The following is a 23615-nucleotide window of genomic DNA, read 5'->3' as shown; positions in this document are numbered from 1 at the left end:
TGTGTTGAGGGGATTCAAATGAATACAGCTCTAATATTTGCCGGAGGAGCCGGTAAAAGAATGAATAACAAAGCAAAACCTAAGCAGTTTTTAGAGTTAAATGGCAAGGCCATTATTATATATACCCTAGAGTACTTTGAAGTAAATGAAGAGATAGATAATATCGTCGTTGTATGCATTGACGGGTGGATAGATTACCTAAAGGAATTAATTAAGAGAGATTTTATTACAAAAGTTAACTGGATAGTTTCAGGTGGAGCGACAGGGCAGGAATCAATTTATAATGGGCTTAAAACGATATACGCTGAGTGCGATAATCCAAAAGATTCTATTGTCCTTATTCATGACGGGGTACGTCCATTAATTAATCAGAACCTCATAACTGAAAATATAGCTTGTGTTAAAAAATATGGTTCTGCAATAACAGTTGTGCCACAAACTGAGACTGTTGTTTCTATAAATGATAAAAATGTTATTACTAGTATTGGTGACAGGAGTATTTCCAGAATTGCCCGCGCGCCGCAAAGCTTTATATTGGAAGACATCATTGGGGCCCATAATCAAGCATTAAAGGAAAATCGATTAGATATGATTGATTCGGCCTCTTTAATGATGCATTATGGGCATACTTTGCATACGGTGAATGGACCTATGGAGAATATTAAAATTACTACACCCTTTGACTTCTATGTTTTTAGAGCAATATTTCAGGAAAGAGAAAATTCACAGATTTATGGAACTTAAGGTTTACTGACAGAGTTGCAGCTTTTTAATCATGAGCAAGTCTATGGATTAGGGAGGCTTACTTAAGAATGATCAAAAGCATGGAAAATACAAAATCAGAATAGCTAGTTTGAGGTGAAAAGCGTGAGACTGAGGGAATGGAGGGAGCTGCCGCAGTTTATGCGGAATGATAGTGTTTTACCTTATTACAATGCCTTAAAGAGACACAGATGGGCTATATTTTTTAAAAGAATCTTTGACATCGTTGTATCGCTTGCGCTTCTAGTGGTTTTGTCTCCTTTAATAGTAATAGTGGGTGTACTCATAAGATTAGATTCAGAAGGACCTGTTTTTTTTAAACAGATCAGAGTTACCCAATACGGCCAAATGTTTAAAATAATAAAATTCAGAACAATGGTTGTTAATGCTGACAAGTTTGGTTCTCTGCTCACATTAGAAAATGATCCGCGTATTACTAAAATTGGATCAAAGCTTAGAAAATATCGTATTGATGAAATACCTCAACTTATTAATATTTTAAAGGGAGAAATGAGTTTTGTTGGAACAAGACCTCAAGTTGTCAAATATGTTGATAAATATACGGATGAGATGAAGGCTACACTTTTGCTGCCGGCAGGGGTGACTTCAGAAGCAAGCATTAAGTATAAGGATGAAGATAAAATAATAGCTAACGCAGATGATGTAGACACGGTGTATGAGAAGATAATACTGCCGGGAAAAATGAAACTTAACCTAGAAAGTATTAAAAATTTTAGTTTCCTAAGGGAACTCGGAACCATGGTTAGAACTGTTTTGGTTGTAGCCGGCGGAAAGAAGGAGAGCGTAAAAAGAGAAAAGCGAGGTAAAGGGGTAAATATGTGATGAGTATTATTGTTTCTGTGGTTATACCAGTCTTTAATGAAGAGAAATATATAGACTCATGTATAAGATCAATGATAAATCAGGATTTCCCGAATGAGCTTATGGAATGGATATTTGTAGACGGCTGTTCTAAGGACAGGACAAAATCCATTGTTGAGGAATATAAACAAAATATGCCTAATTTAATAAGAATATATGATAACCCCAACAGGATCCAGTCCTACGCAATGAATATTGGCATTAGACATGCCAGAGGCAAGTATATTATTCGTCTGGATGCGCATTCGGAATTTGCCTGTGATTATATATCAAAATGTGTTCATTACCTGGAAACAACAGATGAAGATAATGTCGGAGGTATAGCTCTAACCAAGGGCAAAAGCTTTGTTGGAAGAGCCATTGCTCTAATGCTATCTTCAAAATTTGGAGTGGGAAATTCGCAATTTAGAACGAGCAGAAAAAGCGGGCATGTAGATACAGTTCCTTTTGGAGCCTTCCGAAGAGAGGTATTTGAAAAATACGGCCTTTATGATGAGAGATTAATCGGGTGCGAAGATTACGAAATGAACTACCGCATTAGAAAGAATGGCGGGAAAATATATATGGCAGAGGATATAAGTTTCGTATATTACTGCAGGGATAATATGAAGGGGATTGTTAATATGGCAATGAGAAATGGCAAGTGGAATATAATTACGTCTAGATTATGTCCGGGTGCTATGAGTATTAGGCATTTTGTACCTTTCTTATTCCTGTTATCTCTGATAATTGCACCAATATTAATATTGCTTTTTAAGCCTTTTCAGTACCTATTTACAGTGGAATTGTTAATGTATTTTCTATTAGATTTAATCTTTTCTATTAAGTCAGCAGCTAATATAAAGTATGCATTTTTACTATTCATTTTATTCCCAATCTTTCATTTATCCTATGGATTTGGTTCCTTAATTGGATTAATAATATTAAGACGATATATATGAAGCACTTCCAATGTAGATTGAATATTATAGTAATGAGAAGGCATCAGGTATGAACATGGGGAGCTTGCAATGAATACTTTATAAAGATGTTTTGAATGTTTAACAGGGGGATTTACTAACAATGATAAGATGGCCTGATGGAAAGAAGTTTGCATTTACAATTGTAGATGATACAGACTATGCAAAAGTTTGTAATGTGATGCAGGTATATGATTATTTATATAAGTCAGGATTGAAAACTACGAAAACAGTATGGGTATACCCTTCAAGAGATAAGTTTCAGGGTGAAACCTTGAGCGATGAGAATTACAAATGCTTTATAAAGGATTTAATAGATAAAGGCTTTGAGATAGGTTTCCACGGGCCAGGCTCAGGTGAATTTAGCAGAAAAGAAATAATCTCTGCTTTAGATAAATTCAAGGATATAATCGGATACTACCCTAAAATTCATATTAACCATGCACATAACCCGGATTCTATTTACTGGGGGAGCAAGCGGTTTTCTTTTCCTCTAAATAAGCTGTTTAATTTTTTTAGAAAGCTTTTAAAAGTAAAAAAAATCAACTCACAGGGAGAAAATATTGCTTCTAAAGTATTTTGGGGTGATTACTGCAAGAAGCATATTAAGTATATTCGAAATAAAGCTTTTTCAGATATTAATACTTTAAAATGCGATAAGAAAATGCCTTATATTGAAAGAGACAAAGAGCAATATTCAAATTATTGGTTTAGTTCAAGTGATGGATATGATTTTAATACTTTTATTAAGCTTCTAAGCAAGAAAAATATTGATAATTTGATTTGTAAAGGTGGATGCTGCATAGTATATACCCATTTTGCTCTTGGTTTCGTAGATGAAAATGGTAAGCTAAGAGATGAGTTTAAAAATGCTATTGACTATTTATCAAAACAAAATGGGTGGTTCGTTCCTGCCACCCAGCTCCTTGACTACATCAATACAAATCGAAAAGATAAGCCTTTTGCAAATAAATTATATTTAACTAGACTTGATATTAAATGGTTTTTTCAGAGAGTTTATAGAAAATTAATATGGAGAGTGTAGAATGTATTGCTTTGAAATAGTTAATATTGATAAGCTTCATATTGTTGAGTTTAACGGATTTCCCAATAAGAATCTGTTTACTACCATTGAATGGATAAATTTTGTAAAAGAAACGCAAAATGCAGTGCCTATAATAATAAGAATTACAGATGATCAAGAACTAATCGGATATTTTTCTGGATTAATTGTGAAAAAATTTGGTGTAAAAATACTGGGAAGCCCTTTTAATGGCTGGACAACAGGGTATATGGGATTTGATGTTATTGAGGGATACGACAAAATCAATTTAATTGAACCAATAGCAAAATTCTTATTTAAAACTACTAAGTGTCTGTTTATTCAAATTTCAGACTTATATATAGAAGAAACTAAACTTAAGAATACAAAATATAAATATATCATGAATAAATCTATTGAACTTAACATTGACAGAACAGATGAGGAACTTTTTAGAGGGTTTAAAGCTACATGCAGAGCGCTTATAAGACAGTTTGAAAGACGTGGAGCAAGTATTGAAATAGCTGAGCCTGATGAACAATTTGCGGCAGAATATTATGAGCAATTACAAGAGGTTTTTGCAAAGCAAAAGCTGGTTCCTACCTACGATATTTCAAGAGTTTTGGGCTTAATAAAAAATTTAAATAGCGACCAATTATTATGCTTGAGGGTTAGAAATCCAGAATGGAAATGTATTGCCACTTCAATTTTTGTGGGATATAATCAAAGATTTTATTTCTGGGGAGGAGCAAGTTTCAGAGCGTTTCAGTCATATAGACCAAATGAGTATATGCTTTGGTATGCAATGAGATATTTTAGAGAAAAAGATTACAGATACTTTGACATGTACGGTGAAAGAGATTATAAATATAAATTCCGCCCAAATAGAATTGCTTACCCTTGTATTATGATTGCCAGGTTTAAAATTTTGCTTAACTTAAGAGATTTAGCTAAGAGGCTATTTTGGGTTTTATTGAGGATTAGAGGTCTTAAAAAAGGCTTAAGTAATATAATCAGTTGTAAGGATGATGTATAAAGTGAAAGTGGAAATCTTATGTGCTGCCATGCATCAAAAGGATTTGTCAAAGTATAAAGAAATGAATATCCAAACAGACATGGTGCTTGCAAATCAGGATAATCGCTATGAATACGTTGAAGAGAAGATAAATAATAATATGGTAAAAATGATTACAACTCCATATCGAGGTGTTGGCAAAAACAGAAATACAGCTTTGCTGCATAGTTCTGGCGATATCTTGATGTTCAGTGACGATGACATAGTTTATGTGGATGGTTACGCAGAAGGTGTAGTTAAGGCATTTGAAGAGCTGCCAGACGCAGATATGATAGTCTTTAATTGTATTAAACATTCCAATAATTCCAGGGGTCGCATAGGCAAGGTATCCAGAGTAAGGCTTTGGAATTTTATGAGATATGGAACTGTTAGCTTTGTAATAAAAAAAGAAGCAGTATTAAAGTATAATTTAAATTTCTCACAATTATTTGGGGGAGGCTCCAGATATTGTTCAGGAGAAGATAATTTATTCTTAAGAGAAGCATTAAAAAAGAACTTAAAGGTATATTCCCATCCATTCACCATTGCACATATAAATCAAGGACCCTCCACTTGGTTTGAGGGATTTAATAAAAAATACTTTTATGATAATGGTGCATGGCTTCAAGCAGCTTTTCCAATATTGAGGCATTTATTGGTATGGTATTTTGTATTAAAGTTTGCTAAAAAAACTAATTTAAGTCGAATGGACACCTTAAGGCTGCAATATTCGGGCATGAAGGCTTTTAAGAAAGGTTTGAGCTATGACGAATGGCATCTGGAGAAAATACCCCAATCTATTATGTGAACAGCAGAGGCCGCCTCCTAGTACTTATATAGAAAGGAATGATGGTAAGTTGAAACTAATTCTTAACGCGGATGACTTTGGATATAGCTCATATGTAAATCATGCCATAGCTGATTCCTTTGAACAACATTTATGCTCCAACACCACTCTGATGGTTAATATGCCTTCTGCAGATGAAGCTGTGGAGCTAGCATATGATAAGGGATTTGCCAATAAGGTTGGTCTGCATATAAATCTTACTGAGGGAAAACCATTAACAGATTCAATAAGAAGATTGAAACTGTTCTGTGACGAAAATGGCAGTTTTAATGGCAGCTTTAATGACAATACATTTTCAAGGCTATTCCTAGACTTAGAAACTATTAGAATAATCAGGGCGGAAATTGATGCACAGCTGGAGAGGTATACCAAATACCACTTACCTTTATTACATCTGGATTCCCATCAGTACACCCATACCAATTTACCCGTATTTTTAGCAATGAAACCGCTAATGAAAAAGTACAATATTAGATCTGTTAGAATAGCAAGAAATATAAACAAAAAAGAATCAATACACAATAAAGTCTATAAGTTTTTATATAATATTTATCTGTCTAGGTATTCGCCTTATGTCACTAATTACTTTGCCTCAATGGATGAATATCTTCTACTGAATAATGAGATTAAAGATAATGAAAATGTTACGTTGGAGATAGTGCTTCATCCTATATATAAGGATAATGCTATATGGGATGGAGAAATTGAATTGAATAAAAAAATAGTGATGATAAATCCAAAGCATCAGTTCATTTCCTATGCTGATATCATACTATAGATGTAGGGGCATATATTATTAATATATACTCCATATTTAAACTTACCAATGAGACAGATTTGAGCATTATTAAGGTTTTATGCGCACAATATGCAGGTTGGAAAGCATTCAAGAAAGGTTTGAGTTATGATGAATGGCAAAAAGAAGTTGCTAATTGTAAATAATAATCTTGACCTAGGTGGTATACAGAAGTCACTAATAAATTTGTTATGGGAATTGGATAAGAGAAAAATATATGATATTGATTTGTTTTTGTTTAGTAATACCGGTGAATATAAGACTGAAATACCACCGTCAATAAAGGTGTTTGAAGGTAATAAATTTATAAAAACACTTGGTGTTTCTCAAATGGATTCTAAAAAGATAGGAGTATTTTATTATTTTTTTAGAGGGGGTTCAGCTTTCTATGCAAGGATTATTGATAGAAGACTGCCGGTAAGGTTTATTCTGTCAACTCAAAAAAAATTTACAAACTATGATGCGTCAATTTCCTTTATGCAGGATTCAAACGAGCATTCTCTATACGGATGCTGCAATAGCTTTGTTATAGATAGAGTTCATGCTAAGAGGAAAATTGCATTTGTGCATTGTGATTTTTTAAGCCACGGTAATAATTGGTTAAGCCGCTTATTATATGAAAAATTTGATGCCATTGCTACTGTATCAGAAAGTTGTAAAGAAAATTTTATTAAAGCTACCCCGAAACTTAAGAATAACGTTTTCACAGTTCTAAATTGCCAAAATTATGATGAAATTAAAAAACTGTCAAATGTGAATTGTATAGTATATGAAAATGCTAATTTTAATATATTTACCGCCGCACGAATAAGTTCAGAGAAAGGGATTATAAGAACAATAAATGTTATTGAAAAGCTTGTTAAAGATAATAAAAATGTGCTTTGGCACATAGTTGGTTCTGGACCATTAGAATATGAAGTCAAAGCAATAATCAGGTCAAAGAAGCTTGAAAAAAATATAATTCTGTATGGGAATCAGTACAATCCTTATAGGTATATGAAAAATGCGGATTTGCTATTAGTGCCATCATTTCATGAAGCTGCGCCTATGGTATTTGACGAAGCTAAATACCTGGGTATTCCCATATTAACTACAAAAACAGCATCTGCAGTTGAAATGGTAGAACGTGATGGTGCTGGATGGGTTTGCGAGAATAACGAAGAAGGAATATATAACAGCCTAAAATATATTTTAGATAATCAGAAGGAGCTTACTAGGGTTAAAGAACACTTGAATAATTTATGTTTTAATAATAACACTGCAGCAGCACAGTTTATAAATTTGGTTGAGGGAAGAAAATGAATGAAATAATAAGCTCTAATAAAGTGCTATTTATAGCTTTATTAAATGTAACATTATTATCCTTTGCACAAGCATATGGTAATGGGATTTTGATAGCTTTATCAATTGCTTTGTTCTGCAGTTTAGTAATATTATCTACAAAAGAATTATTCTTGGCATTAATGCTTTTTTATTTGCCATGGGGTCCAATTATTAAAATGCAGCCTGATGGATTTACATTTTTTACATTGATAATTCCAATAGTATTTTTAATCTTAATATTTAAACATAAAAAGATTGATTTACAAATTTCCATAATAACTTTCTTTTTTCTTACGTTAACCATTCTGGCAAAAATGATATACTCCTACGGTTTTAGCCTTGAGTATGGTTTTATTCTAATGATGTTTCTTTTTATTCCAACTTACTATAAATCCTATAATACCAAAATAGAATTTAAAAAATGTGTTTATTATTTATTCTTTGGAATAATAGCTGCCTGCATTTCATCCCAAGTTCTTATGAAAATTCCCCATATGCTGGCTTATATCTATATTGACAGTGCCGAGCACGTTGGACTTTTGAGATTTAACGGATTTTATGGAGATGCTAATTTTTATTCTGCTCAAATTTTAGCAGCAATAAGTGGCCTACTAGTACTGATTGGTGAAAATACGGAACATTCTATTTTAAATTATCTGCTAATTGTCATACTCTTATTCTTTGGTCTTCAATCGGTTTCAAAAATGTTTTTATTGATAACTGCAGCTTTATTATTTGTTTGGTTTATATTTTTTATTATTGATAGAAGGGCTATTTCAAAAAAAATTGGCATTACTTTACTAATTGCTATTACAGTAGTTTCTGTAGTTACACTTAATATTTTTCAGCAGCAAATTAATTATTATTTTATAAGGTTTGGGATGATTACGGACGTAAATTCATTAACTACCGGCAGAAGCAGTATATTAATGAGTTATCTTAATTACTTTAATACAAACATACTATCAACTTTTTTTGGAGTTGGACTATCTTTTGTATTAGTAAATAATAGAGCCTCCCATAATACAATAATTGAAGTCATATATCAACTAGGCTTGGTTGGAGGTGTAGGGCTCCTACTTTGGGTAAAACTTGCTTTTAGGGATGCTAACGCTTCTATTGTTTCTAACAAATTTAATCGACATATTATATTACTTTTTATTGGATGCTTTGCATCCTGGCTGGCGCTTGACATGTTAACCTTTGATGAATTCTTTTATTTCATTCTGTTTTTCTTTATGGGAAAAAAATATTTAAATTGCAATAAGGCTATATTTACAGAGGGGCACAACAATGAGGACAAAAAAATTCATCTATAATATTATAAGTTCAGCACTATACCAGGCTTTAGGTCTTCTGTTTGGATTGATTTTACCTCGATTATATATTATTACCTATGGTTCAGAGATAAATGGGCTTATATCTTCCACTGTTCAATTTGTTTCGTACTTCCAATACGTGGAATTTGGCATAGGAGCAGTACTTATATATGCATTATACAAACCACTGGCTGATAATGATTATGATAAAATCAATGGAATTATAACAACAGCAAAAAAGTCCTACATTAAAGTAAGTGCTTTGTACTTTTTATTGGTAATAGTTCTGGCACTTTTTTATCCTGTGATTTTAAGCAGAGATAATGTAGATTTAATAACCACTATATTATTGATTATTGTTATCGGTGCCTATGGAGCTCTTGATTTTTATACACTTGCTAAATATAGAGTTCTATTGACTGCAGATCAAAGATACTATGTTGTAACTACAGCTTCAATAGCAGCTTTAATTTTAAACTTTGTTATGACAGCTGCATTAATAAATTTAAATGTAAATATCATTGTTGTTAAAGCTGTTCCTTTAATGACGTTTTGGATACGTTCACTTATATTAAAAATTTATATTAAAAAACAATATCCGTATTTATCATATAACACAATCATTGAGTTAAAAGTTGAAAAGTTTAAAAGAAGTGATGCGCTAATCTTTGATGTGAGTATTAGTTTAATGACTGCTCTTCCTATTATTATTGTTTCGTTTATTTCATTAAAACAGGCAAGTGTTTTTTCAATTTATAATATGATATTCATGGGGGTTACAGGTATACTATCTGTATTTACAATGGGAAGTTCAGCATTCTTTGGTAACGTTATGGCAAGTGATGACCGGGATACCTTAATAAAAATTAATAATCAATACGAATTTTCACTTTGTTTTATTATAGCGTTGCTTTTTTCCACTGCTTTAATTCTATGCATCCCTTTTGTAAAAGTTTATACAAAGGGAATTGAGGATGCAGTATATTCTAACTATTTGTATGGAGTCCTATTTGCAATTTGGTGTGTGATATTTAATGCCAGGCTGCCGCAAACAGCTGTAGTAAATGGTGCAGGTATTTACAAAGAAACGACTCGTGCAAATATTATCCAAATAATAATTTTTATAGTAACGGCTACTATACTTACAATTAAGTTGAACATTCTTGGAGTATTAGTTGCAATGATTATTGCCGCAGTATATAGAACAATAGATTTGATAAGTGTTGTTGATAAAGTTGTTATTAAAAAGGGAATAAATACTAGTTTGCTGCGAATAGGAAGAATATATACAATAATTTTACTAACTTTTATACCATTTGTTTCACTTATAAAAATAAATTGTTCTACGTTAAGTCAATGGTTTGCTTGGGCAATTATAGTATTTATTTGGTGCACAATTGTAACCACTGCTATTAACTTAATTTTTGATAGGAAGGTATTTATAGAAAGCGTGAAAACACTTACTTCTATTTATCAAAAAAAAAGAAGCTAATAACACAAGGTTAACTAATAATCTTTATATAGGATTTTTAACGCTGTCTAAAAGTTTTTAGTTGGAGGGTAAAGAGTATGAATTCCAAAACATTTGAATTTAAGATTAAAAAGTTACTAAAGAAATTAAAACTATTCAATTTTTTTAAAAATAATATTTTAGTAAGGAGTATTTTAGGTTACATTCATAAAAAAAACTTGGCTAAAAGAAAAGCAATATTTGATAAATATAGGGAGCAATGTTTAAGTGAGGCTAGTAATGCATTAAAAGATTTGGATATAGTATATTGGATAGATTGCGGCACATTGCTGGGAGCTATTAGGGACAATGATTTCATTTCACATGATTTAGACATTGATATAGGAGTATTGCCAAGCGATAATGATTGTAAAAAAGAAATTGAGTTGGCGCTTTGTAAGAGAAAATTCATCAAGGTGAGAGAGTTTGAGCTGGATGGAGATATAGTTGAACAAACATTCTTATTTAACGGTGCAACACTAGATATTTTTTATTACTCTGAAAACCAACAGGGAATATATTCATATTGGTTTGATGAAGCTGAAAATTATAAAGAAATTAGCAAAGGGACATTTAAGGAAGCTTCAGGATTTAATATTTACAAGGCACAGTCAAATATCAAAATTTATATACAGTATATGGAGTTTAAGAATATCAAATATCCAATTCCTCAAGATTATAATTTATATTTAAAGGGTAAATACGGAGAAAGGTATATGATAAAAGATGAAAATTGGAATCCCGATAAATGTCCGTCAAAATCTTGTGTTTATGATAAATATGCAGTATGTAGGCTGTACAATAGTGATTAAAACTATTTTATATTTGAGTTTCTCAGCAATATTATAATAGGAGGGAAAAATGGAACTTAGAGAATACCTGCTGATATTAAAGAAAAGATGGATGTTAATTTTAGTAATTACATTTATAACAACCTCATCCAGTGCAGTATTTAGTTTTTTCATTATAAAGCCTATGTATAAGTCGGATATATCTGTTATAATTGGCAAGGTTGGCACTGATGGCAAAAGTCAGCCGGTGAGCTATGATGATATTCTAATGTATCAGATGCTTGTTAAAACCTATAGTGGATTAGCAAGTTCAAGAACCGTGGCGGAGGATGTCATTAATAAGCTAAAACTAAAGGTGACTCCTGAGCAATTTGAAAAAATGATTACAATAAACTCAAACAGTGATACTGAATTTTTAAACATTACAGTAAGATCAAAAGACCCTGAAGAAGCTATGCTTATAGCAAATCAGCTTGCAAAATCTCTTAAAGAAGTAAGCATTTCTGTTAAAAAGATGGATGATGTTCAAATTTTAGATCCAGCGCAGCTTCCAACGGCACCGGACAGCCCAAGGCCAGTGTTTAACATATCTATTGCTTTTTTCCTTGGATTAGCCGCTTCAATAGTACTAATATTATTAATTGAGTATTTAGATAATACTGTTAAAACTCAAGAAGATATAGAAAAGCTGGCACGTGTACCTGTCATTGGAATAATACCTAATGAAGGAGAAACCACAGAAGACAAAAAACTTATTTCCATAAAAGCCCCAAAGTCACTGGTCTCAGAAGCATATAGAACACTAAGAACGAGTATACAATTTTCATCCTTTGATAAAAAAATAGAAACTATAGTAGTAACCTCATCAAAGCAAGGAGAAGGAAAAACCACAATAGTTTCCAATCTTGCTATTACAACAGCTCAAAGTGGAAAAAAAGTACTTCTTATTGATTGTGATCTAAGAAGGCCTAGGATTTACAAGAAACTTGGAATCTTGAATAGAGAAGGTTTAACCAATATTGTTGCAGGGGAAAGAAAAAAAAGCGAATGCATTAGAGCTATGGATTTGCCTAATCTCCATGTTATTACCAGTGGTCCAATACCTCCAAATCCAGCTGAGATATTAGGAAGCATTAGGATGAAAAATCTCTTAAAAGAACTTAAAGAAGATTTTGATATGATACTTATAGATACTCCTCCTGTACTTGCTGTGACAGATGCTCAGATTTTATCCACCTTATGCGATGGAGTTCTATTGGTTGCATGCTGCGGTGAGACTGACAGAAATGATTTAATAAGAGCGAAGGAACTTATAGACAAGGTTGGAGGTAAAGTCTTAGGGGCTGTAATCAACAAAGCGAGTAAAGAAGTAAAGCAGTACAACAGCTATTACTAAGGCAAAACTAATTTTAGTTAACATGATTGTTATTTATAATGAGACTAAAAAAATTTTGCGTAAACTGAATGAACAATACTCTTTCTTGGCAATGATTTGGATAAAGAGATTACCAAATATTACAGGTAAGAGTATTTTTTATGTCTAGTTTATCAAAAGATGTTTTAAGAGATTGCATTAAGGAGCAGAACTCCAAGAGTCCAGACGAGATATTTGCAATGAAAGAGATGTTAAGAGATGTTCTATAGGAATCATTAGAATCAGAAATGGCTGCACAACTAGGATATGATAAGTATAAAGTATAAGAAAAACGCCAAACAGCAGAAATGGCTGTTCAAAGAAAACGGTAAAGTCTGAATTTCGACCAGTTGAGCTCATTATACTACGGGAAAGAAACGGTGAGTTTGAACCTAAGATTATCTCTAAGTACCAAAGAAATATAACCTGAATTGAAGAGAATGTAATGGCTCTCTATGCAGCTGGCATGACAACAAGAGATATCGGAGAACAGGTGAAGAATCTATACGATTAGTTAACTATAGGTACTCCAAAATCAATATAACCATCAATAAAGCCTTCATCATCTGCTTCACATGCGTAAAGGCTTTCTATGCCCAAAGCTTTCTTGATTTGCTATTGTTGCCAAAGTTTTTTTATCTCCAAATTCTCATCACATTGTAGATATAATTTTTTTCTTACAAATATATAGATACACACTTTCGAACTACATATTTATGAAAATGTACAACCACTATCATTACTTTTGATGCGGATAGAGTAAAAATATGAAGGAGTGATATTATGTTAGAATGAAAGAGTGTTTATAGAGTGTAATATATAATCTATACGCACTCTTTTCTATTATAAATTTGAAACTATACTTACAATCTAAATATACATTAATAAAGATAGATATTACCTAAACACTTACTAAATATTGGCACAAATATTACATAAAATATGTTCCTCTATACGAGCCACGTGGAGAGGGTAGTAAGGCTGCAAAGGCAAGATATGTAAATAATATGAACGGTTTGAAGTCCTCTAGTATATGTACCCATGCTCGAGGGCTTTTTTATGCGGCAACATAAAAATAGAGCAAAGAGCGAAAATAATATGTGAAAACGTTATTGACAAAAAAAGTATTAACATTACAATGTAAATAGATAGTTCGAATTGTTACTTTAAGTAGGCGAGATCAACATCAATTTTATTGGTATTGGTCTTTTTTTGTTTAGGCCAAGCCGGATTTCGTAAGAAAGGAGGCAAGTATGTTTAATTGGTTGAAAAAGGATTTTAGTATTAACTCACCAGTTCAAGGAAGCTTAATCAAACTTAGAGATGTTAATGATTCAACGTTTAGTGAAGGATTGATCGGAAAAGGCATCGGAATCTATCCATCTAATGGTAAAGTATTTAGTCCGATTTCGGGAGAGATCACCATGGTCTTCCCAACCAAGCATGCCATTGGGCTCAAAAGAAAAGATGGATTAGAAATTTTGATCCATATTGGAATTGATACAGTGAACTTAGAAGGTGAAGGATTTACAGTTCATGTAAATAGTGGTCAATCTATCGAAAAAGGTGAGAAACTGTTAGATTTTGATATTGAATTTCTAAAAAGCAATAACATTGATCCCACCGTCATCATAGTAGTGACAAACTGGAATGACTATGAATTATCTGTATATGATGAGATAGGTTCATTATCATTAGAGGATGTGATTATGGATGCGAAATAAAGATTGTAGATTTAAGATTACTCGAATCATCAACAATAATGTACTAACATCCAAGGACCATCAGAATGAAGTAGTATTGATGGGAAAAGGAATCGCATGGAATAAAAAAGTTGGAGATGTTGTAGAAGAAAAAAACATCGAAAAAATATTCACTTTAAAAGAAAATGAGAAAAGTCGTTATTTAGATTTCATTGAACAAATTGATTCTTCCTTTTTTGAAATGGCTATCGAAATCTTGGACGAATCTCAAAAGGAAACAGGAATCGAACCTAATCCTATTGCTTATTTAATGCTTGCGGACCATATCAGTTCTGCGGTTGAAAGATCAAAAATGGGCATTAATCTAGTCAATGAGAACCTAAATGAGATCAAAAGGTTCCATAGCAAAGAATTTAACGTGGGTAAAGCCGCTCTAGATAAGATTGAAGCAAAATATGATGTAAGGCTCAAGCTAGATGAAGCAGGATTTATTGCGCATCATTTGATTAATGTGCTCGGAAGTACAGATGAAGAAACCAATCGAAATCAATTTATCCAGAAGATTATCGAGCTTGTTGAGAACTACTTTGAAATTACTTTAGACAAAGAATCTATTCCTTATGAAAGATTTCTTACACATCTTAGATATTTTAGCTCTCGAATCTTTTCTAAGAAATAAGATGATGAGCTTTCTAAAGATGATTTTGTCTTTAATCGAATATCCAAAGACCACTAAGTGTGTGGAAATGATCAAGGAATATATTGAGTATCGCTTCCAAGTGGAAATCAGTAATGCAGAAAAAGGTTATTTAATGATTCATATCAATAATATATTAAGAAATAAGATAGTTACCAAATAAGGGCTAGACTTAATCAGTAGTGATAAGTCTGGCTTTTTTTATTAAGAAAGGAGTAAATAAAAATGAAACATGAAAAACTAGTCAAAGACATTTTAAAGGTCATCGACAAAGAGAATATCAAAGATGTATTCTTTTGTGTTACGCGCTTGAGATTTATATTAAAAGACATGAGTAAGTTCGACAAGAAAGCCCTAGAAAACATTGAAGGAATCATGCAAGTAAAGACAGTGGGAGATCAATTACAGCTGGTTGTTGGATCAAAGATCCAGTCAGTTTATAATGAATTCTGCGAAATCTCAGGAATCCAGAAAAATGAGGAAGTGGATGCTGTTGAAGAGGAAAAGAAGAAGTTTGAATTGAAGAATTTTGGCACTAGCATCCTAAACACTCTATCTTCCATCTTTGTACCTGTTATGCCTGTCTTTGTAGCAGGTGGTATGATGAAGAGCTTAGTGCTGATTTTAAGCATGCTCAAAGTCATTTCAGCAGAAAGCGGCATTATGGCAGTGTTAAATGCAATTAGTGATGCACCATTTTACTTCTTGCCATTTATGGTTGGTTATACCACAGCAAAGAAGTTCAAGTTAAACGAACTTTTTGGACTCATGATCGCAGGTGTTTTGCTATATCCAACATTTATGAATCAAACAGCAGGTAAAACAGTGAGCTTTCTCTTCATGAGCATTCCGCCTTTGAACTATGCTTCTTCTGTATTACCAACTATATTATGCGTTATAGCCTTTGCTTATTTATATAAGCTTGTAGATAGATTTATTCCGAACAATTTGAAGCTTGTATTTTCGGGACTTATAACCTTCACGATTTTTATGCCCATCTTATTAGCTATTGTTGCACCAATTGGTAATTTTTTAGGAATACAGTTAAGCAACATAACTGTGGGTTTATTTAGTACGTTAGGACCAGTGGCTGGAGCATTATTTGCTGAATTTATGCCATTCATCATCATGGCAGGTATGCATACCGCATTAGCCCCAATCATGATCCAAAACCTATCTTCATTAGGATACGACTTCCTATTACCAGCATTCTTTATCAATAATATCGCCGTTGCAGGTGCAACACTTGGCGCAGCTTTTAAGATTAAGGATTCAAAAATGAAGGCGGCAGCTTTCTCAAGTGGCGGACTAGGCATCATCGGAATCACTGAGCCAGCTCTTTACAGCATAAGTATCCATTATAAGCAGCCTTTATTTGGGGCAATGATTGGTGGTGCGGTAGGAGGATTTATTTACACACTACTAAATGTAGTAGCCTACGCCTATACCATGCCAGAAATATTTAGTTTACCTACTTATATTCATGGTGGAAGCAACCTGATCAAGATTATCATTTCAATACTTGCGGCTTTCATAGCAAGTTTTGTATATTCGTTTATATTCACAAAAGAGAAAAAAGGAGTGAAAGTTAATGAGTAAATTTCCAAAGAATTTTTTATGGGGTGGAGCAACTAGCTCAGCACAACTTGAAGGAGGCTTCGACAAAGGTGGGAGAGGTAAATCACAGCTAGATTATGTAAGTTATATTCCAGCTGAAGAAAGAATTGGAGTTCCTGGTACCCTAGAAGTATCTGAAGAACGTTTTAACTATGGCGTAGAACATGAGGGTGAAGTAAATTTTCCATATCGTAGAGGAATCGACTTTTACAATCACTATAAGGAAGATATCAAACTATTTGCTGAGATGGGATTTAAGACCTTTAGAATGTCAATTGCTTGGACTAGACTTTTCCCCACAGGACTAGAAGAACGACCAAATCCAGAAGGACTTCAGTTCTATCACAATGTTTATGATGAACTTCATAAATATGGTATCGAACCCTTAGTTACTATGATTCATTATGAAGTACCAATTGAGCTTACAAAGAGATATAATGGATGGGAATCTCCTGAAGTTATCGATCTATTTGTAAAGTTTACGAATGTCCTCATTGATGAATATAAGGATAAGGTCAAATACTGGATTACGTTCAACGAAATCAACATGAGCCTGAACTCACCCTATACCGGTGCCGGCATGTTCGTAACGAAGTCCAACAAGAACCCTTTATCTGCAATCCATCAAGCTTTGCATCATCAATTTATCGCCTCTGCAATAACAGTAAAATATATGCATGAAACTGCTAAACAGTGTTTAATCGGTTCTATGATTGCAAGGTTAGAATGTTATCCATATACCTGTAAGCCAGCTGATGTTGCTGCCACTTTATTAGAAGAACAGATAAACTTTTATTTTTATGATGTTATGGCAAGAGGACACTATCCAAAGAAAATCCTGAAGTATTTCAAGGACTATGATATCTCCATCGATTTCGTGGAAGGATATGAAGAAATCCTTGCTGAAAACAAAGTGGACTTCTTGGCTTTTAGCTACTATATGACCTATGTGGTGAGTGCAGATGAAGATAAAAAAGAAAACCCTGGAAATCTCGTGAAACTGCTCAAGAACCCTTATATCGAGAGAAGTGAGTGGGGATGGGCCATCGATCCTGAAGGATTAAGGACCACATTAAATAAGATATATGATAGATATAGGCTTCCAATCTTCATCGTAGAAAATGGCTTAGGAGCTAAAGACACTTTGGTAGATGGGCATGTTCATGATGATTATCGTATCGATTATATCAAGAAACATGTAGAAAAGATCGGAGAAGCCATTGAAGATGGCGTAGAGGTCTTAGGGTATACCACATGGGGATGCATCGACTTAGTATCAGCTTCCTTTGGAGATACGACCAAGAGATATGGCTTTATCTATGTGGATCAAGATGATGAAGGAAAAGGAACACTAGAAAGATATAAGAAGGATTCCTTCTACTGGTATAAGAATGTGATTGAGACCAATGGTGAAGAACTAGAGTAGACAGGAAGAAAGTAATCTTATCACAGGTGCTTCAAGTGAGATTGGAATATCTACCGTCATACTGTTGGCTGAAAGTTCTGCTGCTAATGATAATGAGTGAATAAAATTAAAAATATATAAAGAAACACCTGCATATGCCAATGCTACTATGCAGGTGTTTCTAAAACTATTTTAGTATAATATAGATGTATCTTATAGTTTAATGAATGAAAACTGCTTATATATAATATGTAGGAATTTTAATGATAAGACATATAACCTGCCGTAGGCAATGAAATATCTCTTATGGATGTACTTAGCAGTGATGATGATTCCATAATTGAGGTTGTTGAAAACAAGATTCAAGTAAAAAAATTATACAGTAAAATTGACAACTGCCTCGCTCAAAGAGAAAAGCTTGTAATTGAAATGAGATATGGGCTACTAGACGGTAAACCAAAAACACAAAGAGAAATTGCAAAGCTTTTAGGTATTTCAAGATCATATGTTTCAAGAATAGAAAAGAGAGCTTTAAAGAAGCTATTTAAGGAATTAAATAATGTAAGTAAGTAGGTAACTTAGTGAATATTTACTTTAAAACAGTAAGAAATATCAAAAACCTGAATATTTCTTACTGTTTTAATTTATGCTAATTTATAGATATACAATACGAAAACTAAACTTACAGACAATAAAAATAGCAAATCTTCAATGCTTTTTTATTGTTTGTAAGTTTATAGTTGAAGTTGTTTATATTTATATGAATTCTACATTTCAATAAAAGGATTTCGGCTGTAAATGTTGAATACTTAGGTGTATAAAAGTTTTAGGAGTGATATATTGAAAAAATGCGGTCTTTTAGGGGAAAATATACAATATTCTTCATCTCCCTCAATACATAATGATTATTACTTGAAAAAAGCGGTTAAACTTACCTATGAGATTTTTGATATATCCCATAGCGATTTGCCACACTTTATAAAAGGCTTGTCAGAAGAGCAAATCATAGGATTTAATGTTACTATTCCTTATAAAGAAAGTATTATAAAATATTTAGATAAATTAACCTATCCAGCAGATAGAATAAATGCGGTTAATACTGTGTTAGTAAAAGATAAAACTCTAGTTGGTTTCAACACTGATTATTTTGGATTTATTAAGAGTTTAGAAGAGTATAACTTAAATCTAGAAGGTAAACATGCACTAGTTATTGGAAATGGCGGCGCAGCTAAATGTATAGCAGTTGCACTTCAGGATTTAAAATGTGAGAGCATTGATATAGCCGCAAGGGATATCGCAAGGTCAAATGATTATTTTAATAAATTTTGTAATATCAGGGACCTTAAAGATGTTAATGACTTGACAAAATATAATATTATTGTAAATTGTACACCTTTAGGAGGAGTAAATTATAAAAATATTAGCCCCGTGGCTATTAATCAATTGGCAATGGGCTGCATTGTTTACGATTTAGTTTATAATCCTAAATTAACAAGATTTTTAAAAGAAGCAAGAGAATATGGTGCACTAATAATAAATGGAGAAAGTATGTTAAAATATCAGGCCTATAAGGCAGCAGATATTTGGTTAAGCTATAATAATATGATTTAGTTACGGGCATCATTTTATACAAGGGGGATAAAAATGACATTTAACGAACTTTTGGAATTGACTATAAGTAAAAAAGCTTCCGATTTACATTTGACAGTAGGTATACCTCCTACAATTAGGGTTAATGGAGAATTAATTCAGGAAGATTTAAATAGATTAGTTCCAAGTGACACAGAAAGTTTTGTAAAGCAGATATTAAATGATGAGGATCTAAAAAAATATTTAAAAGATGGTGAAATAGATACCTCATATTCTATTAATGGTCTAGGAAGATTTAGAGTAAATATTTTTAAACAGCGTGGCAGTGATGCATTAGCTATAAGAGTAGTATCCTTGGACATACCTACATTGGAAAGCTTGGAGTTTCCTTCTGTTATAAAGGATTTGACTAATAAACAAAGAGGCTTGGTTCTTGTTACTGGTCCTACAGGAAGCGGTAAAAGCACCACATTAGCTGCAATGATTAATGAAATCAATATGACAAGGCCAGCACATATAATTACACTTGAGGATCCGGTTGAATATTTACATAAACATAATAAATCTATTATAAATCAAAGAGAAATTGGGAAAGATAGTCTTAGTTACCAAAATGCATTAAAATCGGTACTCCGTGAAGATCCCGATGTAATACTTGTTGGTGAAATGAGAGATATTGAAACGATATCAATAGCAATTACTGCTGCAGAAACAGGTCATTTGGTATTCTCTACACTTCATACAATAGGTGCTGCAAAAACTATAGATAGAATTATTGACGTTTTTCCACCATTTCAGCAGCAGCAAATTAAAGTACAACTTGCCGCAGTATTGCAAGGAATTATTTCACAGCAATTGCTTCCTACATCTTCTGGAAATGGCAGGGTAGCGGCCTTAGAGGTTATGATTGCAACTCCAGCCATACAAAACTTGGTCAGGGAAGGAAAAACCCATCAAATTGAATCTGCGGTGCAGACAGGTGCAAAATATGGTATGAAAACTATGGATAATGCTTTATCTGAGCTTTATAGGAAAGGTTATATTTCAAGCGAAACTGCCCTTACATATGCAATTGATAAAGAGATGCTCGGCAGGCTTATAACATATTAGAGCCGTTGAGTTCGTTAAAATTATTAAAATAATTAGTAAACCCTATAGTAATTACAAAAAAATTGTGTTAAAATATCTGTGAACTAGGGGGGATTGATATTGGATATTATAAAATCAATAATGGAGACTCTTCTCCTGATTTTGAGTAAGTTAATATTTATTATTTCAATGTATTATTTATGCATTTCTTTTTTTGGTCTTTATAGAAAAAAAGAATCAGAAGATGTAGAGCCTAAAAAAAGCTTTGCATTAATAGTTGCAGCACATAACGAGGAAAAGGTAATCCAAGATATTATCCATAGTTTGAAAAGATTAGATTATCCTAAGGAACTGTATGATATATTTATAATTGCTGATAATTGTACAGACAAGACTGCTGCTAAGGGAAGAGCTGCTGGTGCAATTGTTCATGAAAGATCCAGCAAAACAAAACGTGGTAAGGGTTTTGCCTTAGAGTGGATGTTTGATAAAATATTTAAAATGGATAAAAAATATGATGCTGTCGTTATTTTTGATGCTGATAATCTAGCATCAAGAAATTTTTTAAGAGAGATGAATAAAAAGTTATTAGAAGGCTTTAAGGTTGTTCAAGGATATCTTGATAGCAAAAATCCTCACGATACTTGGATAACTGGCGCATACTCAGTTGCTTTTTGGACTTCTAACAGAATGTTTCAATTATCTAGAAGAAATTTAGGCCTTTCAAATCAACTTGGAGGTACAGGATGCTGCATAGATACTGAAATTTTGAAGGAGTTGGGCTGGGGAGCAACCTGCTTAACTGAGGATTTGGAGTTTACCTGTAAATTAGTTCTTAATGGAAAAAAAGTAGGATGGGCTCATGACGCAGTTGTTTATGACGAAAAACCTCTTACTTTAGCACAATCTTGGTGGCAAAGAAAAAGATGGATGCAAGGATATGCTGATGTAGCAGAAAGATACTTTTTCAAACTTGTAAAAAAAGCAATAAAAGAATTAAATTTTAGCGCATTGGACTGTGCATTGTATAGTATTCAACCTATTATTACCGTATTATTAGGTGTTGCGCTTCTTGTTGATTTCTTTAACAAAATTGATTCTTTATTTAAGATACAAAGTTTATCAAGTGCTTTACATTCAGTTTTTAATTCTGCAAGTATTGATACAATGACTGTAGTTATTATTATAGTTTCAGTATTACAATTTATATATACTCCTATATTGTTAATAATGGATAAAAAACTTACTTTTAGAGTTTTCCTATACTATTTAATATTCCCTATTTATACATTAACATGGATTCCTATATCTGTTCAGGGAATATTAGATAAGAATAATAAGGAGTGGAGCCATACAGTTCATACTCGAAGCGTTAATATTTCTGAATTAGAAAAAGTAAACTAAATATAAAAGAAGATAGCTTTATACAGCTATCTTTTTTTATATTTACTCATTAAAAATAAAAAATAAGAAAATATTATAAAAAAACAAAAAATTAAGAGGAAAAACGGAATTCTTGTTGAATATATAAGTTAGGGTTCTCTTGTAAGGGGGGAAAGGACTTAATGGATGAATACATAGTGGGAATCGATATCGGATCTTCTAAAATATGTAGCGCTGCCGGAAAATTAGATAAACAAGGCAGACTTCAAATATCAGGAGTTACATCTGTCAAGTGTAGTGGTTTGAAAAAGGGAGTCGTAGTTGATATTGATAGCACTTCTGAAGCTATAAGAAATTCTATTGAACAACTATCTGGAATGCTTGATATTTCTATTGAAAATGCATATATATCACTTCCTGGTGGAATTTGTAAGCTGATACCAAACAATGGTGTTGTAGCAATATCTTCAGAGGATAGAGAGATAACTAAGAGAGATGTTCAAAGAGTTTTAAATGCCGCGAAAATTGTATCAATACCATCTGGTGAGGAAATAATTGGTGTAATACCTAGGCAATACATTATTGACAGTTATGATAATATAAAGGATCCTATAGGAATGTCAGGTATGAAGCTTGAAGTGGATGCACATATAATTTTAGCACAAACAACTATAGTTGCAAACTTGATTAAAAGTGTTAATAAAGCAGGAATTAATGTTAATGGTATAGTTCTTGAACCGTTAGCTGTATCAAAGGCTTCAATGAAAAAGGATGAAATAAATATGGGAACAGCACTTATAGATATTGGCTCTGAAAAAATAGATATTTCTATTCATAAAAAGAATGATATAATATTCACAGAAACAGTTCCTCTTGGTGGTAATACAATAACTAATGATATATCTATTTGTTTAAAAATACCATTTTCTGAGGCTGAAAAATTAAAAATTAAGTATGGAAACTTAGTATTGCTTGATAGTTTTGATGCTGAGAGTGTTAAGACATATGATAGCATTAGTGTCGATGTATCAATATTAAAACAAATTATTGAAGCCAGAGTTGAAGAATTCTTACAAATCATCGATTATAAACTGAAAAACAGTGGTTTTAATGAAGCTGTTTCCGGAATTGTAATTGTCGGTGGCGGAATAGCATTATTTGATGGTATTTGTGATTTTGCTAGACAAATATTTGATAAACCTGTAAGAATAGGAACACCGGAATATGTTGGTGCCTCAACTCCGATTCATAACACATCCATAGGAATAATAAAAGATGTAGTTAATACTGCTCATTTTAGTGAGTCTCCTAACAATAGTAAGGGTATCTATAACACAAAGAAAAAGGGTTCTTTCGAAGAGAAAAGTTATTCGGAAGATAAAGGAGTATTATCAAAAATCAAAGGATTTTTAGCAGATTTTTTCTAATAGGG

The 23615-nt window shown here is 32.6% G+C and carries 21 protein-coding genes and 2 pseudogenes; all 23 read left to right on the top strand.

Annotation, left to right across the window (positions count from 1 at the left end; all coding sequences use genetic code 11):
- Positions 1-18: 18 nt before the first annotated feature.
- The 23 genes and pseudogenes from JK636_RS04400 (at position 19) to ftsA (ending at position 23610) form a co-directional block, all read left to right on the top strand.
- A complete protein-coding gene (locus JK636_RS04400) occupies positions 19-744 on the top strand; it encodes an IspD/TarI family cytidylyltransferase (protein ID WP_202747625.1) in 726 nt (241 codons plus the stop codon).
- Positions 745-903: 159 nt separating this feature from the next.
- Positions 904-1605: a sugar transferase gene (locus tag JK636_RS04395; protein ID WP_202747624.1), complete on the top strand. Its 702-nt coding sequence runs from the start codon at positions 904-906 to the stop codon at positions 1603-1605.
- On the top strand, positions 1605-2585 hold the full coding sequence (locus JK636_RS04390) for a glycosyltransferase family 2 protein (RefSeq protein ID WP_202747623.1): 981 nt from the start codon (positions 1605-1607) through the stop codon (positions 2583-2585). Before JK636_RS04395 ends, JK636_RS04390 begins: the two co-directional genes overlap by 1 nt.
- A 121-nt stretch (positions 2586-2706) precedes the next feature.
- On the top strand, positions 2707-3648 hold the full coding sequence (locus JK636_RS04385; protein WP_202747622.1) for a hypothetical protein: 942 nt from the start codon (positions 2707-2709) through the stop codon (positions 3646-3648).
- 1 nt (position 3649) lies between these two features.
- Positions 3650-4681 carry a GNAT family N-acetyltransferase gene (locus JK636_RS04380; protein WP_202747621.1) on the top strand — a complete coding sequence of 344 codons (1032 nt, stop codon included), beginning with the start codon at positions 3650-3652 and terminating at the stop codon, positions 4679-4681.
- Position 4682: 1 nt separating this feature from the next.
- A complete protein-coding gene (locus JK636_RS04375; protein WP_202747620.1) occupies positions 4683-5507 on the top strand; it encodes a glycosyltransferase in 825 nt (274 codons plus the stop codon).
- A complete protein-coding gene (locus JK636_RS04370; protein WP_202747619.1) occupies positions 5464-6324 on the top strand; it encodes a ChbG/HpnK family deacetylase in 861 nt (286 codons plus the stop codon). The genes JK636_RS04375 and JK636_RS04370 overlap by 44 nt, the downstream gene beginning before the upstream one ends.
- 126 nt (positions 6325-6450) lie before the next feature.
- Positions 6451-7644, top strand: a complete 1194-nt coding sequence (locus JK636_RS04365) for a glycosyltransferase (protein ID WP_202747618.1) — start codon at positions 6451-6453, stop codon at positions 7642-7644.
- On the top strand, positions 7641-8984 hold the full coding sequence (locus tag JK636_RS04360; protein ID WP_202747617.1) for a hypothetical protein: 1344 nt from the start codon (positions 7641-7643) through the stop codon (positions 8982-8984). The genes JK636_RS04365 and JK636_RS04360 overlap by 4 nt, the downstream gene beginning before the upstream one ends.
- Positions 8959-10476 carry a polysaccharide biosynthesis protein gene (locus tag JK636_RS04355; protein WP_202747616.1) on the top strand — a complete coding sequence of 506 codons (1518 nt, stop codon included), beginning with the start codon at positions 8959-8961 and terminating at the stop codon, positions 10474-10476. Before JK636_RS04360 ends, JK636_RS04355 begins: the two co-directional genes overlap by 26 nt.
- 77 nt (positions 10477-10553) lie before the next feature.
- Entirely contained in the window at positions 10554-11306 is a 753-nt protein-coding gene (locus JK636_RS04350; RefSeq protein ID WP_202747615.1) for a hypothetical protein, read from the top strand.
- 49 nt (positions 11307-11355) lie between these two features.
- Positions 11356-12681: a tyrosine-protein kinase domain-containing protein gene (locus JK636_RS04345; protein WP_202747614.1), complete on the top strand. Its 1326-nt coding sequence runs from the start codon at positions 11356-11358 to the stop codon at positions 12679-12681.
- Between the two features lie 140 nt (positions 12682-12821).
- A pseudogene (locus JK636_RS24110) lies at positions 12822-13210 on the top strand (transposase); the annotation flags it as partial.
- Positions 13211-13952: 742 nt separating this feature from the next.
- Positions 13953-14423: a PTS sugar transporter subunit IIA gene (locus tag JK636_RS04335; RefSeq protein WP_202747613.1), complete on the top strand. Its 471-nt coding sequence runs from the start codon at positions 13953-13955 to the stop codon at positions 14421-14423.
- Entirely contained in the window at positions 14413-15081 is a 669-nt protein-coding gene (locus JK636_RS04330) for a PRD domain-containing protein (protein WP_202747612.1), read from the top strand. Before JK636_RS04335 ends, JK636_RS04330 begins: the two co-directional genes overlap by 11 nt.
- Positions 15023-15262, top strand: a complete 240-nt coding sequence (locus JK636_RS24105; RefSeq protein ID WP_420839260.1) for a PRD domain-containing protein — start codon at positions 15023-15025, stop codon at positions 15260-15262. Before JK636_RS04330 ends, JK636_RS24105 begins: the two co-directional genes overlap by 59 nt.
- 62 nt (positions 15263-15324) lie before the next feature.
- The gene (locus JK636_RS04320) at positions 15325-16698 is read left to right on the top strand and encodes a PTS transporter subunit EIIC (protein ID WP_202748727.1); all 1374 of its coding nucleotides are present in this window, start codon (positions 15325-15327) and stop codon (positions 16696-16698) included.
- Positions 16691-18142 carry a glycoside hydrolase family 1 protein gene (locus JK636_RS04315; protein ID WP_202747610.1) on the top strand — a complete coding sequence of 484 codons (1452 nt, stop codon included), beginning with the start codon at positions 16691-16693 and terminating at the stop codon, positions 18140-18142. The genes JK636_RS04320 and JK636_RS04315 overlap by 8 nt, the downstream gene beginning before the upstream one ends.
- Before the next feature lie 267 nt (positions 18143-18409).
- Positions 18410-18694 (top strand): annotated as a pseudogene (locus JK636_RS04310) (sigma-70 family RNA polymerase sigma factor); the annotation flags it as partial.
- Between the two features lie 267 nt (positions 18695-18961).
- The gene (aroE, locus tag JK636_RS04305) at positions 18962-19732 is read left to right on the top strand and encodes a shikimate dehydrogenase (RefSeq protein WP_202747609.1); all 771 of its coding nucleotides are present in this window, start codon (positions 18962-18964) and stop codon (positions 19730-19732) included.
- 33 nt (positions 19733-19765) lie between these two features.
- Positions 19766-20821, top strand: a complete 1056-nt coding sequence (locus JK636_RS04300; protein WP_202747608.1) for a type IV pilus twitching motility protein PilT — start codon at positions 19766-19768, stop codon at positions 20819-20821.
- A 120-nt stretch (positions 20822-20941) separates the two neighbouring features.
- Complete coding sequence (locus JK636_RS04295; RefSeq protein WP_207751715.1) at positions 20942-22204, top strand: glycosyltransferase family 2 protein; 1263 nt, start codon at positions 20942-20944, stop codon at positions 22202-22204.
- A 161-nt stretch (positions 22205-22365) separates the two neighbouring features.
- Positions 22366-23610 carry a cell division protein FtsA gene (gene ftsA, locus JK636_RS04290; protein ID WP_202747607.1) on the top strand — a complete coding sequence of 415 codons (1245 nt, stop codon included), beginning with the start codon at positions 22366-22368 and terminating at the stop codon, positions 23608-23610.
- Positions 23611-23615: the final 5 nt, after the last annotated feature.

The sequence above is a fragment of the Clostridium rhizosphaerae genome (assembly GCF_016765585.1).
Classification (GTDB): Bacteria; Bacillota; Clostridia; order Clostridiales; family Clostridiaceae; genus Clostridium_AT; species Clostridium_AT rhizosphaerae.
Note: the sequence above shows the minus strand (reverse complement) of the source record. Positions and strands in the feature narration are given on the sequence as shown.